Origin of the sequence: Achromobacter piechaudii NBRC 102461 (assembly GCF_001571245.1) — a bacterium.
GTDB classification, from domain to species: domain Bacteria; phylum Pseudomonadota; class Gammaproteobacteria; order Burkholderiales; family Burkholderiaceae_B; genus Achromobacter; species Achromobacter piechaudii.
This window is the reverse complement of sequence record NZ_BCTK01000006.1, coordinates 208,139-221,309: the sequence shown is the minus strand read 5'-3', so window position 1 is coordinate 221,309 and position 13,171 is coordinate 208,139. Positions and strand designations below refer to the sequence as shown.

The window sequence follows — 13,171 nt, the reverse complement described above, 5'->3', positions numbered from 1 at the left end:
CATTTTTTCCAGGATACGCAACATGCTGAACGCCACCCAATTGCGCGGAGTCTTTCCCGCCATTCCCACGCCGGTCAACGCCGACGACACCATCAACGAGACCGCTGCCAAGGCTTTGATCGCCTACCTGCTCAAGCAGGGCATCGACGGCATCGTGCCGCTGGGCGGCACCGGCGAATACGGCGCGCTGGCGCGTGCCGAACGCATCCGCATGTGTGAGCTGACGGTTGCGGCCGTAGGCGGACGCGTGCCGGTCATCCCCGGCGTGCTGGACCCCGGCTATCACGACGCGCTGCAAGCCGGCCGCGAATTCGCCGAGGCCGGCGCCGACGCGCTGATGGTGCTGACGCCCTACTACACGACGCCCACGCAAGCCGGCATCCGCGACTACTTCCTGCGCTATGCGGATGCGTCGCCGCTGCCCGTGATGATCTACGAAATTCCGTACCGCACGCGCATCGCGATTGCCCCGCAAGTGCTGCACGAACTGTCGCGCCATCCGAACATCATCGGCATGAAGGCGTGCAACACGGACATGTACCACTTCCTGCGAACGGTGGCGGGCGTGGACGAATCGTTCGCGGTGTTCAGCGGTGAAGACACGCTGCTGCCGGTGCATCTGGCGGCCGGCGCGCGCGGCGGCATCGTGGTGACGGCAAGCCTGCTGCCCACTGCCTGGCGCAAGGTCTATGCCCTGGCCGCCGAGGGGCGCACGCGCGAATCGATGGAACTGCATCGCCGCCTGATCCCGTTGATGGATCTGGCCTTCGCGGAAACGAACCCGGGCCCGATGAAGTCGGTCATGGATCTGATCGGCGTGAACGCGCCCGAGGTTCTTGACCCGCTGGTGGCCCCGGCGGATGCGTTGCAGGCGGCGTTGCGTGAAACGCTCAAGCCGCTGCTGGCGGAATTCGAAGGCGTGAAGTGACGCCGTCCTATCGGGAATAGCCCGCGAATTTGGACTTTGAAATCGAGGTGGCCGCCACTTGCACATGTGGCGCCAGCTCGGCTTCGACGCGGGCCAGGGTCCAGCGCGTGGTGGGTACGGAAATATTGATGGCGGCCACGGCCAGGCCACGGTGATCGGTGACCGGCGCGGCCACCGAGATGTCGCCCAGCACCGTCTCGTTCACGATGATCGCGTAGCCCTTCTCGGCCACGCGCTGCACACGCTCAAGCAACTTGTCGGGGTTCACTTCGGTGTAAGGCGTGATGGGGTCGAGCCGCGTCTGCACCAGGATTTCACGGCGCTGCTCGTCCGTCAGCCGAGACAGGATAGCCGTGCCCGAGGCCGTGAAGAATGCCGGCAGGCGGCTGCCAACGGCAATGTCCACGTTCACCAGATGATGGCCGGGAAAGCGCGCCACGAACACGATCTCGTGCCCATCCAGCTCTTGAAGGTTGGTGGTTTCGCCCAGCGTGCGGCTGATGTCCAGCAGATACGGCGAGGCCTTGTCGATGAGCTCGTTGGCGCGCACGTAGTTGTACGAAAATTGCAGCACCTTGGGCGTCAGGCCGTAGTTGCGCGTATCGGGAATGCGGCGCAGATAGCCCAGCGTTTCCAGCGTGTAGACCAGCCGCTGCGTCGCACTGCGGTCTAGCCCCGAGGCGCGCGCGATGTCGGCCAGCGTCATGTGGCGCTTGGAGCCGTCGAACGCGTGCAGCACCTGAAAGGCTTTTTCGGTGGAACCGACAAACAGCGACGACCGGGTTGCGGTGGTCGCCTGCGGTTCTTGCGTATCGTCGATGGATGATTTGCGCACGGGGAGCAGCCTATTGAGTTCCGGGATGGCCGCGCAAGAAACAACGCGATGCGGGTTTGCCGGCCCGGCATCGCGTATTGCGCTTGAAATAATTGTAGTTCAATTATTAATAGCAAATATCAATCACTTTCACACCCCCGCCAGCGGCACTCCTGGCTGCGATGCAGAACGCGTACCCGCAATCGGATGGCAGGACGCGGGGTGATAGGTGTGCACCAGGGACAGCTTGACTCGGTCGCTGCGATTGCCGGGCGCGGCGTGCAGGGTGCGGCAATGGAAGAACACCACGTCACCCGCTTCCAGCCTGGGGCTGACGGCACGCGCGATCCAATCGGCGTTTTGCGGCGCGTCGTCGCGGAAGAATTTCTTGTCGTCGAACTGCTCGGGCGCGTAGGCCGCCGTGTGGGAACCGGGGATGAACGACAGGCCGCCGTTGTCCGGGCTCTCGGGCACCAGCGCCAGCCAACAGGAAACCAGATCGGTGTCCGAGAAAGACCAGTAGCGGATGTCCTGATGCCAGCCCGTCAGGCTGCCATAGGCCGGGTGCTTGGTCATGACGCAGTTGTGATGCACGGTGGACAGCACGGCCGGCTCGCCGAAATAACGCGCCAGCCATTGGCCGATGCGCGGGTCCGTGGCCCATTGCGCGAACAGCGGATCGCGCGCGTAGGCGTTCAGCAGGCGGCGTACGGTCAGGCCGCCTTGCGCCGTGCGCGACTCGGGCGCGCCGGGGTAACGCAGGTCGGCTTCGTATTCGATGGGCGCGACATGCTCTTGCAAATGTCGCTCGGCCAATGCGCGCAGCGCGGCCACCTGGCTGGCGTCCGCGAACTGGCGGGCCACCACAAAGCCCTGCTTGCGCAGGACGGCTATCTGATCATCGTGCAGGAACCCGGACATCTCAATCCTCACACCCCGCGGCGGTTGCGAAGCGTCTGCGGGCGGGGCAGGCGCGTACCGGTCAGGCGCCGGTAAACGCGGGGATGGCTAGATTACCAAAGCGGCCCGCGCATGCGTCAGGCGATGGGCGTTTTTTCCACGCGTGGCGGCAACGGCGGCGCGGGCGGGTGCGAGCGTTCGGCGTCGCGTTCCTGGACTTCGTGATGCACCCATTCGCGCCACACGGCTACCAGCAGCGCCATCAGCACCGGACCGACGAACAGGCCAACCAGACCCATCGTCTTTACACCGCCCACCAGGCCGAAGAACGTCGGCAGGAAAGGCAGCTTGACGGGCCCGCCCACCAGGCGCGGCCGCAGGGTCTTGTCGACGATGAAGAGTTCAACGCTGCCCCAGACCATCAGCGCGATGCCCGCGACCACATGGCCCGAGCCGACCAGATACAGGGACACCAGCGTGAAGGACAAGGGCGCGCCGCCCGGTATCAGCGCCATGAAACCCGTCACCACGCCCAGCAGCACCGGCGAAGGCACGCCCGCCACCCAGTACGCCACGCCCAGCACCAGACCCTCGCCCAGCGCGATCAGGCCCATGCCGGTGACGGTGGAATTGATGGTGGCCGGCACCACGCGCGAGAAGCGCTGCCAGCGGGCCGGCAGGATGCGTTCGCCCAGCACATCCAGCTGCGCCACCATGCGGATGCCGTCCTTGTAGACGAAGAACAGCGTGATCAGCATGAACAGCACGGTCAGCAGAAGCTGGAACACGTTGCCCGTGGCCGCCAGCACCATGCGGTAGATATTGCCCAGGTGTTCGCCGCTGACGGCTTCGACCAGCGCGCCCAGCGCGTGCGGCTCGCCGATATAGGATTCCCAGTACTGGCCCAGCCGTTCGCCCACGACGGGCATCGAGGTGATCCAGTTGGGCACGGCCACGCCGTGGCGGTTGGCCGCGATGGCCCAGGCGAAGAAGGTGCTGGCTTCCTTGATGGCGTAGGACAGCGCCAACGACATCGGCACGATCAGCACCACAATGACCATCAGCAACGCCAGCGAGGCGGCGACGGCAGTGCGGCCGCCGCAGCGGACCACCAGGCGTTGATACAACGGCCAGCTGGCCAACCCGATGATCAGGGCCGCAAGCGCGGGGACGAGGAAGCCGCTGAGGAAGTACACCCCAGCCAACAGCACAAGCAGAAGCAGCCAGCGGGCGATCAAATAAGCGGGTAGTACAGGCTGCATAGCACGGGTCGACAGTAAGGGCGTTGTAGGCTTTGACTGTCGGACTATACAGACGTTTCAAGATATACGAGGGACGCAAGCCCTGTATTTACTACGGGGTTTCCCGTGGTGTTGCGGCGTGGCGCGCACCGGGCGCGCCACGCCTGCCGCTTACAAGGCGTACTCGGCAGCCTCTTCGCGGGCGCTGCGACGGCGCGGCGGCGTCTGCGCCAGCACCGGTTCAGCCTGCGGCTGCGCGGCGGGCGCGCCCAGCGTCATGGCGCTGGGCATGCCCAACTGGCGTTGGTAGACGCCGCAGCTGGCCGCGGCCGGGTCAGTTTCGTCGCGACCGCTCAAGAGCGGGCAGCCGGCAAACAATTCCGCCACCCAATCGGTAAACGCGCGCACCTTGGGCGAAAGCTGGCGGCTTTGCGGGTACAGCACCGAAATCGGCGTGGAACTGGGTTTCCACTGCGGCAGGATCTCGATCAGTTCGCCCGATTGCAGATGGGGCAGCGCCATGTAGCGGGCCACCTGGATCAGTCCAAAGCCCTTCAGCCCGCAATCCAGATAGGCGCCGGCTTCGTTCACCGCCACCGTGCCCTTCATGTCCACTTCCTGATGCTTGCCGTCCACCTTGAAGTCCCACGGGCAGTTGCGGCCCGTGCGGCTCATGAAGTAATGCACGGCGTGGTGATCGCGCAGCGCTTCGATCGTTTGCGGCATGCCGTGGCGCGCGATGTAGGTGGGCGAGGCGCAGGTGACGGTCTGCAAGGTGCCGATGCGGCGGGCAACCAGGCTGGAATCTTCCAGCTCGCCCCCGCGGATCACGCAGTCGACCGCCTCTTGCACCATATCCACCGGCCGGTCGCCCAAACCCAGCACCAGCTCGACATCGGGGTATTTGTCGTGGAAATCACACAATGAGGGGATCAGGATCAAACGGCCGATGCAGGTCGGCACGTCGATGCGCAGCCGGCCCTTCAGGCGCAGCGCCGCTTCCTGGAAACAGGCCTCGGTTTCTTCGACGTCGGCCAGGATGCGCACGCAATGCTGGTAATAGCCCGCGCCGTCCGGCGTCAGGCCGATACGGCGCGTGGTGCGGTTCAGCAGTCGCACGCCCAGCAGGCGTTCGAGGTTCTGGATGATGGTGGTGACGGTGGTGCGCGGTAGCGAGAGGCTGTCGGCCGCCCGCGTGAAGCTGTTGGCGTCCACGACGCGCACAAACACCTGCATAGCCTGAAAACGGTCCATGGCGACGGTGTCCTTTTTGGCAAATAAGTCGGGGTGAACGGAGCATAACCCGATTTGGGCGCTGATTAGTCAGATCTGTCGAACAGTGTTGCCGGATTAGAGATGTTTATCCGGCCCCACAAAACACTCAGAATGCGAACCATCTTGAAGTGCCCTTGCCTCCCGGCGACCCGACAGGGCATGTCAACCCTCAGCTTCCGTCCCCGCAGAGCCCGCCTTGCCCCCGGCCCTCTGACTCGGATCCGCAACTCTGTTCGATGTTGCATCGCAGCATAAGCATATACGCGAACGGACGCTAAGGACTGCCATGCCAGGACCGCCGCAGCCGCCCCCGCCCCGGGCTCCGAGCAAGCGCGCCGATCGCACCTACATCACTCAAGGAAACATCATGGTTTCGCGTAAACGTATCGCTATGCTCGTTGTATTTGCCGCCATCCTGGCAGCCGGAGGCGGCTACGCCCTGACCCACGGCCGCGCGGGCGGCAACGTCGCCGTCGCCCAGGGCGCGCCCTCCGCGCCGCCCGTCGAAGTGGCCGAAGTCATCAACAAGACCATCGTGGACTGGCAGCGCTACTCCGGCCGGCTGGAAGCGATTGACCGCGTCGACATCCGCCCGCTGGTCTCGGGCACGCTGACCCAGGTGCACTTCCAGGACGGCAGCATCGTCAAGAAGGGCGATGTGCTCTTCACCATCGACCCGCGCCCCTACGCCGCCGAGGTCGACCGCGCCGCCGCCGCGCTGACGGCCGCCAAGGCCCGCGCCTCGTACACCGCGACCGAACTGGCTCGCGGCCAGCGCCTGCTGGCCGACAACGCCATCGCCCGCCGCGACTTCGAGGAAAAGCAGAACGCCTCGCGCGAAGCCGCCGCCAACCTGCAAGGCGCGCAGGCCGCGCTGGACTACGCCAAGCTGAACCTCGGCTACACGCGTATCGAAGCCCCGGTGACCGGCCGCGTCTCGCGCGCCGAGGTCACCGTGGGCAACGTGGTGGCAGCCGGCGCCGCCTCGGTGCCGCTGACCACGCTGGTGTCGGTGTCGAAGATGTACGCATCGTTCGACGTGGACGAACAAACGTTCCTGAAGTACGTGAACCCCGCCCGCAACGGCCGTGCAGGTTCGGTGCCGGTCGAACTCGGCCTGGCCAACGAGGAAGGTTATTCGCGCACCGGCGTCGTGCAGTCGGTGGACAACCGGCTGGACGCCACGTCGGGCACGATCCGCGTGCGCGCCGAATTCGACAACGCCGACGGCTCGCTCCTGCCCGGCCTGTACGCCCGCGTCCGGCTGGGCGGCAGCGACCCGCGCTCGGCCGTGCTGATCGACGAAAAAGCCATCGGCACCGACCAGGACAAGCGCTACGTGCTGGTGCTGGATGACAAGAACCACGCCGTCTACCGCCAGGTCAAGCTGGGCGCCAACCAGGAAGGCCTGCGCGTCGTTGATTCGGGCCTGTCCGCCGGCGAACGCATCGTCGTCAACGGCCTGCAACGCATCCGCCCCGGCGACGCCGTATCCCCCACCGTCGTGCCCATGGTCGCCGCCCAGCGCGCACCGGTGCAGACCGCCGCGGCCCAGGTCAAGTAAGGCCCGCGCGTCTACAGAGAACGCTCATGAATATCTCAAAGTTCTTCATCGACCGCCCGATCTTCGCCGGCGTGCTGTCCATCCTGGTGCTGCTGGCCGGCCTGTTGGCCATGTTCCAGTTGCCCATTTCCGAATACCCGGAAGTCGTGCCGCCGTCGGTGGTGGTGCGCGCGCAGTATCCGGGCGCCAACCCCAAGGTCATCGCCGAGACCGTCGCGTCGCCGCTGGAAGAATCCATCAACGGCGTCGAAGACATGCTGTACATGCAGTCGCAGGCCAACAGCGACGGCAACCTGACGCTGACGGTCAACTTCAAGCTGGGCGTGGACCCGGACAAGGCGCAGCAGTTGGTGCAGAACCGCGTGTCGCAAGCGTTGCCGCGCCTGCCGCCCGACGTGCAGCGCCTGGGCGTGACTACCGCCAAGAGCTCGCCGACGCTGACGCTGGTGGTGCACCTGATTTCGCCCAATGACCGCTACGACATCACCTACCTGCGCAACTACGCGATCCTGAACGTCAAGGACCGCCTGGCGCGCATTACCGGCGTGGGCGAAGTGACGGTGTGGGGCTCGGGCAACTACTCGATGCGCGTCTGGCTAGACCCGCAGAAGGTCGCGCAGCGCGGCATGACCGCGTCCGAAGTCGTCGCCGCCATCCGCGAACAGAACGTGCAGGTTGCAGCCGGCGTGATCGGTGCGTCGCCCACGCAAGGCGACGTGCCCTTGCAGCTGAACGTGAATGCGCGCGGCCGCCTGCAAAGCGAAGAGGAATTCCGCGACATCATCCTGAAGACCTCGCCCGATGGCGCCGTGACGCATCTGTCCGACGTGGCGCGCGTGGAACTGGACGCGCAGGAATATGGCCTGCGCTCGCTGCTGGACAACAAGCAGGCGGTGGGCATGGGCATCATGCAATCGCCGGGCGCCAACGCGCTGGATGTGTCCTCCAAGGTGCGCGCCGCCATGGCCGAGCTGGCGCAGGACTTCCCGCCGGGCGTGGAATACCGCATCGAGTACGACCCCACGCAATTCGTGCGTTCCAGTATCGAAGCCGTGGTGCATACCCTGCTGGAAGCCATCGCGCTGGTCGTGCTGGTGGTGATCCTGTTCCTGCAAACGTGGCGCGCTTCGATCATTCCGCTGCTGGCCGTGCCGGTCTCCATCGTGGGCACGTTCGCGCTGCTGCTGGTGTTCGGCTATTCCATCAACGCGCTGTCGCTGTTCGGGATGGTGCTGGCCATCGGGATCGTGGTGGACGATGCGATCGTGGTGGTTGAAAACGTAGAACGCAACATCGCGGCGGGCTTGAGTCCACGCGATGCGACCTACCGCGCCATGCGCGAAGTCAGCGGCCCCATCATCGCCATCGCGCTGACGCTGTGCGCCGTGTTCGTGCCGCTGGCCTTCATGACCGGCCTGACCGGACAGTTCTACAAGCAGTTCGCCATGACCATCGCGATCTCGACGGTGATCTCGGCATTCAACTCGCTGACCCTGTCGCCCGCGCTGTCGGCCCTGCTGCTCAAGAGCCATCACGACAAGCCGGACTGGCTGACCCGAGGCATGAACCGCGTGTTCGGCCGCTTCTTCAACTGGTTCAACAACATGTTCGGCCGCGCCTCCGAGTCCTACGGCACGGGCGTGTCCGGCGTGATCCGCCGCAAGGCGGGCGCGATGGGCGTGTACGCCCTGCTGGTCGCCGCGACCATCGGCGTGTCGTACCTGGTGCCCGGCGGCTTCGTGCCGGCGCAGGACAAGCAGTACCTGATCGGTTTCACGCAACTGCCTAACGGCGCGTCGCTGGACCGCACGGAAGCCGTGATCCGCCGCATGAGCGACATCGCCCTGAAGGAACCGGGCGTGCAGTCGGCCATCGCGTTCCCCGGCCTGTCGATCAACGGTTTCACCAACAGCTCCAGCGCCGGCATCGTGTTCGTCACGCTCAAGCCCTTTGGCGAACGCAAGAGCGCCGAGCTGTCGGGCAACGCCATCGCGGCGTCGCTGAACCAGAAGTTCGCTGCCATTCAGGACTCGTTCATCGCCGTGTTCCCGCCTCCGCCCGTGATGGGCCTGGGCACGCTGGGCGGCTTCAAGCTGCAACTGGAAGACCGCGCCGCGCTCGGTTATGCCGAGCTGGACAAAGCCAAGCAGGCCTTCCTGGAAAAGGCGCGCCAAACGCCGGAGCTGGGCCCCGCGTTCTCCAGCTATGAAATCAACGTGCCGCAGCTGGACGTGGACCTGGACCGCGTCAAGGCCAAGCAGTTGGGCGTGCCGGTGACCGAAGTGTTCGACACGATGCAGATCTACCTGGGCTCGATGTACGTGAACGACTTCAACCGTTTCGGCCGCGTCTTCCAGGTGCGGGCGCAAGCCGACGCGCAGTTCCGCGCGCACGCCGACGACATCCTGCAACTGAAGACCCGCAATGCTGCGGGCGACATGGTGCCGCTGTCCTCGCTGGTGACGGTGAACCAGACCTTCGGCCCGGAAATGGTGGTGCGCTACAACGGCTACACCGCCGCCGACATCAACGGCGGCCCGGCCCCCGGCTATTCGTCCGATCAGGCGCAGGCCGCCGCCGAACGCGTCGCTGCTGAGACGCTGCCGCGTGGCGTGAAGTTCGAATGGACCGACCTGACGTATCAGCAGATCCTGGCGGGCAATGCCGGCTTGTGGGTATTCCCCATCAGCGTGCTGCTGGTGTTCCTGGTGCTGGCCGCGCTGTATGAAAGCCTGACGCTGCCGCTGGCCGTGATCCTGATCGTGCCGATGAGCATCCTGGCCGCGCTGACGGGCGTGTACCTGACGGGCAACGACAACAACATCTTCACGCAGATCGGCTTGATGGTGCTGGTGGGGCTGTCCGCGAAGAACGCGATCCTGATCGTCGAATTCGCCCGCGAGCTTGAGATGAACGGCCGCACGCCGCTGCAAGCCGCCATCGAAGCCAGCCGCTTGCGTCTGCGTCCGATCCTGATGACGTCCATCGCGTTCATCATGGGTGTGGTGCCGCTGGTGCTGTCCTCGGGCGCCGGTTCGGAAATGCGCCATGCCATGGGGGTCGCGGTGTTCTTCGGGATGTTGGGCGTGACCTTGTTCGGCCTGTTCCTGACGCCGGTGTTCTATGTGTTGCTGCGTACGCTGGGCGGCAAGCCGCTGCACTCGGCCGCGCCGCATGAAGCGCCGGAGTGCGTGCCGCACATCGACACGAACGCGCCGCCCGCCACGCAGCCCCACGCGTAAGCGCAGACAGACGAGAAGCCAGCGCGTCCCGCCCAAGCAGGCGGGGCGCGCGACAAAGAGAATTCATCATGATCCAAAGACTGACCCGCGGTTCCGCCCTGCTTGCCGTCCTGCTCGTGCTGGCCGGCTGCGCGGTGGGCCCCACCTACGAAAAACCGTCCGCCGCCGCGCCGGCGGCTTTCAAGGAAGCCGCCTTGCCGGCCTCCGAAGCCGGCACCTGGAAGCCTGCCGAACCGTCGGAAGACGCGTTGCGCGGCGCCTGGTGGAAGATCTTCGGCGACGAAGGCCTGAACCAGTTGCAGGAAGAGGCGCAGCAGGCCAACCAGAATCTTCAGGCCGCCGCCGCCCGCCTGGCGCAATCGCGCGCCTTGCAGCGCGAAGCGCGCGCCGGGTTCTTCCCGACGCTGGACGCGGCCTTCGGCCCCAACCGCCAGCGCCCGTCGGCCGTGTCGCAAGGCTTGCCCGATGGCACCTCGACCAGCCCGGTGACGACCTGGCGCGCGCAAGGCGCGGTGTCGTATGAGGCCGATCTGTTCGGTCGCGTCGCATCCACCGCCGATGCCGCCACCGCCGACGCCCAGCAAAGCGAGGCGCTGTACCGCTCGGTGCTGCTGGCCTTGCAGGCCGACGTGGCCACCACGTACTTCCTGGTGCGCGAACAGGATGCCGAATCGCAGCTGTACCGCCAGACGGTCAAGCTGCGCACCGACACGCTGCAACTGATCCAACGCCGCTACGATGCGGGCGACATCAGCGAACTGGACCTGGCGCGCGCCAAGGCCGAACTGGCGTCCGCGCAATCGGAAGCGCTGGGCATCGACCGCCGCCGCGCCGCCGCCGAGCACGCGCTGGCGGTGTTGCTGGGCCGCGCGCCGTCGGACTTCACGATGCCGCCGCTGCCCATCGAAAAGGTCGCGCTGTCGATTCCCGCCGGCCTGCCTTCCACCTTGCTGGAACGCCGTCCCGACATCGCCGCCGCCGAACGCGCCATGGCCGCCGCCAATGCGCGCGTGGGCGCGGCCAAGTCCGCGTTCTTCCCGCGCCTGGACATCACCGGCGCCTTTGGCTATGAGTCGTCCGACCTGGGCAACCTGTTCCAGTGGTCCAGCCGCACGTTCCTGCTGGGTCCGCTGGTGGGCGCCGCGCTGTCGATGCCGATCTTTGACGGCGGCCGCCGCCAGGCCGGCCTGGACCGCGCGCGCGCCGTCTACGAAGAAGACGTGGCCGTCTATCGCCAGACCGTGCTGAATGCGTTCCGCGAGGTTGAAGACAACCTGGCCAATCTGCGCATCCTGGCCGATCAGACCAAGGCGCAGGACGCCGCCGTCGACGCCTCGGCGCGCGCCGCCAAGCTGTCGCACACGCAGTACCGCGAAGGCTCCATCAGCTATCTGGACGTGATCGAAGCGGACCGCAGCGTGCTGCTGCAACAACGCGTCGCCGTGCAACTGAGCGGCGAGCAGGCGCGTTCGGCGGTGGAACTGATCCGCGCGATTGGCGGCGGCTGGGGCAACCCGGTGCCGCAGGACACGGTCGCCGCGCGCTGATACGCGAGGGGTCGCGGTGCACTGTCATGCCGCGCAAGGCAGGCCGCGCTCTGCCGATCGCCCGCTAGCGGTCGCGCATGCTCCCCCAAGCCGTCACGGCGCTCCACGCCCGTGACGGCTTATTTACGTTGGGCTACGCGCAACGCCACCCGATAGCCCGCGAACACATAGAACGGGGCGCTGTTCACCAGCAGCCACGCGCCCAGTCCACCCAGCAGCGCCACCACAGGCCCCACCGCGCGTACGTCGCCCTGGGTCCAGGCGATGACGCCCAGCGCGCCGATGGCGATCAGCGTCAGCACCAGCCACTTGGTCAGCACCAGGCCGGCGCAGCGGCCGGCCATCACCATCACCACGCCGATCGCCAGCGCCAGCGCCGTTCCCGCGCACACCGCCACCAGCGCGAACGCCGCCAACGCCGGACCCACGGGCAAGAGCAGCAGGCTCAAGACTTCAATACCCACGCCCAGGCCGGCCGTCATCACCAGCACGGCCAGCACCAGCGGCGACCACATGCCGGGCGGCGCGCTACGCGCGTCCATTTCCGCGACGAAGCGATGCATGGCTGTTGATGCCGCCGGATCGCCGGAGCCGGCCAGCGCCGCTTCCACCTTGCGGCACTGCGCGATCAACGCTTCCAGCCCCGCGCCGGTCGATGTCATCAGAGCCTCGTCACGCCCGGCGCGTGTTCGGCCACCGTGTTGCGCAGCGCCGCCATCGCCTCTTGCACGGCCAGGGGACGAAAGGCGTCTTCGCGCCAATACATCGCCACCGAGCCGAAGCCGGACAGGCGCACGGGAATGATGCGCATCGCGCGCATCTGCGAAAACCGCAACGCCGCGCGATGCGAAGCCACGCTGATCATGTCGCTGTTGTTGATGAGCGTCAGGTTGATCGTGACCGAATTGGACTCCACGTGATCGGCGGGCGGCGCCTGGCCAGCGGCCGCCAGCGCGGCGTCCACGGCATTGCGGATAGGCGTGCCCTTGGGCCAGAGGATCCAGCGATAGGACAGCAGGTCCGGCCAGGTCGGTTGCTCGATGGCGAAGAGGGGATGGCGCGGGCGCGCCACCAGATGGATGGGCTCCAGGTACAGGGCTTCGAAGCGGATGGCGGGGTCGTGGTGCTCGGGCGCGGAGCGTCCCACCACGATGTCCAGGTCGCCTTGCGCCAGTTGCGCCAGCAGCCGGTCGGTCGTGCCTTCCACCAGCTTCACGCGTGCTTGCGGCATGCGCTCAAGCAGCTTCATCACGGCCAGCGGCACGGTGTCGGAGGCCGACGCGCCCGATGCGCCGATCACCACGCGTCCACCGCCGCCTTCGCGCAGCGCGGCCATGTCGGCGCCCGCGCGGTCCAGTTGCGCTTCCAGCCGCTGCGCGTGCGCGATCAGCACGTCGCCATGCGGCGTCGGGCGCAGCCCGCGCGCGTGGCGCTCGAACAGCGGCAGGCCGATATCGTCTTCCAGGTCTTTGAGCCACTTCGACAGCCCGGGCTGCGTCGTGTTCAACATGGCCGCCGAATGGCTGATGTTGCGGGTCTGCGCCAGGCTCAACAACATCTTCAGGTTGCGCAGCCGCAGGCGGTGGGTCCAGTCCATGCAGGCCCTTTTTGGAGGGGGTTTGTCTCGTATGTATATCGTTATTGGTATGGATAATAAGAT

10 protein-coding genes are annotated in these 13,171 nt (G+C 66.3%); 4 read left to right on the top strand and 6 right to left on the bottom strand.

Features of this window, described 5'->3' with window-relative positions:
* The first annotated feature begins 22 nt into the window (after positions 1-22).
* Positions 23-928: a 4-hydroxy-tetrahydrodipicolinate synthase gene (gene dapA, locus API01S_RS13195; protein ID WP_006215988.1), complete on the top strand. Its 906-nt coding sequence runs from the start codon at positions 23-25 to the stop codon at positions 926-928.
* A 7-nt stretch (positions 929-935) separates the two neighbouring features.
* On the opposite strand, the gene API01S_RS13190 is transcribed toward dapA, so the two are convergent.
* From API01S_RS13190 to API01S_RS13175, 4 genes are all read right to left on the bottom strand, one after another.
* Entirely contained in the window at positions 936-1,763 is an 828-nt protein-coding gene (locus tag API01S_RS13190; RefSeq protein WP_061304731.1) for an IclR family transcriptional regulator, read from the bottom strand.
* A gap of 129 nt (positions 1,764-1,892) precedes the next feature.
* Positions 1,893-2,663, bottom strand: coding sequence for a phytanoyl-CoA dioxygenase family protein (locus tag API01S_RS13185; RefSeq protein WP_061304730.1), 771 nt, complete (start codon positions 2,661-2,663; stop codon positions 1,893-1,895).
* Between the two features lie 116 nt (positions 2,664-2,779).
* The gene (locus tag API01S_RS13180) at positions 2,780-3,904 is read right to left on the bottom strand and encodes an AI-2E family transporter (RefSeq protein WP_006215991.1); all 1,125 of its coding nucleotides are present in this window, start codon (positions 3,902-3,904) and stop codon (positions 2,780-2,782) included.
* A gap of 150 nt (positions 3,905-4,054) precedes the next feature.
* Entirely contained in the window at positions 4,055-5,137 is a 1,083-nt protein-coding gene (locus API01S_RS13175) for a LysR family transcriptional regulator (RefSeq protein WP_050728599.1), read from the bottom strand.
* A 388-nt stretch (positions 5,138-5,525) separates the two neighbouring features.
* Between API01S_RS13175 and API01S_RS13170 the strand changes: the two genes are divergently transcribed.
* The 3 genes from API01S_RS13170 (at position 5,526) to API01S_RS13160 (ending at position 11,511) form a co-directional block, all read left to right on the top strand.
* On the top strand, positions 5,526-6,722 hold the full coding sequence (locus tag API01S_RS13170; RefSeq protein ID WP_082305989.1) for an efflux RND transporter periplasmic adaptor subunit: 1,197 nt from the start codon (positions 5,526-5,528) through the stop codon (positions 6,720-6,722).
* A gap of 26 nt (positions 6,723-6,748) precedes the next feature.
* Positions 6,749-9,964 (top strand): efflux RND transporter permease subunit, encoded by a 3,216-nt coding sequence (locus API01S_RS13165; RefSeq protein ID WP_050728598.1) that lies wholly within the window; start codon positions 6,749-6,751, stop codon positions 9,962-9,964.
* 68 nt (positions 9,965-10,032) lie between these two features.
* Positions 10,033-11,511: an efflux transporter outer membrane subunit gene (locus tag API01S_RS13160; RefSeq protein ID WP_006215996.1), complete on the top strand. Its 1,479-nt coding sequence runs from the start codon at positions 10,033-10,035 to the stop codon at positions 11,509-11,511.
* 119 nt (positions 11,512-11,630) lie between these two features.
* Here the strand turns inward: API01S_RS13160 and API01S_RS13155 are convergent, their stop codons facing one another.
* Positions 11,631-12,173, bottom strand: a complete 543-nt coding sequence (locus API01S_RS13155; protein WP_050728597.1) for a hypothetical protein — start codon at positions 12,171-12,173, stop codon at positions 11,631-11,633.
* Positions 12,173-13,108 carry a LysR family transcriptional regulator gene (locus API01S_RS13150; protein WP_050728596.1) on the bottom strand — a complete coding sequence of 312 codons (936 nt, stop codon included), beginning with the start codon at positions 13,106-13,108 and terminating at the stop codon, positions 12,173-12,175. The genes API01S_RS13155 and API01S_RS13150 overlap by 1 nt, the downstream gene beginning before the upstream one ends.
* Between the last annotated feature and the right edge of the window lie 63 nt (positions 13,109-13,171).